Raw genomic sequence first — 227 nt, 5'->3', positions numbered from 1 at the left:
CTCCACACCGGCTTCCCCTGCGTCCCCCTCCACCTCCTCTACTTCTTCCCCCCCACCCTCCTCATCCTCATCTCCCCCACCCCCTTCCCCCTCCCCCTGCACCCCCTCCTCTCCACCACCGCCCCCCACGCTTCCCTCCCCTCCACCCCCTCCCCTTCACCCCCACCCTCCGCGCCGGGAAGTACCACCTGTACTCCCCCGCACCCCAGCACGAACTCACCGACTTC

1 protein-coding gene is annotated in these 227 nt (G+C 70.0%); it reads right to left on the bottom strand.

The window, feature by feature from the left end:
• Positions 1-38 precede the first annotated feature (38 nt).
• Positions 39-227 (bottom strand): hypothetical protein (locus FS641_RS18635; RefSeq protein ID WP_222122136.1); only part of this gene is annotated, 189 nt, incomplete at its 5' end.

It is taken from the genome of Curtobacterium sp. 9128, assembly GCF_007673775.1.
In the GTDB taxonomy this organism is placed as follows: Bacteria; Actinomycetota; Actinomycetes; order Actinomycetales; family Microbacteriaceae; genus Curtobacterium.
The sequence above is the reverse complement of the archived record's forward strand: the minus strand, read 5'-3'. Positions and strand labels throughout refer to the sequence as shown.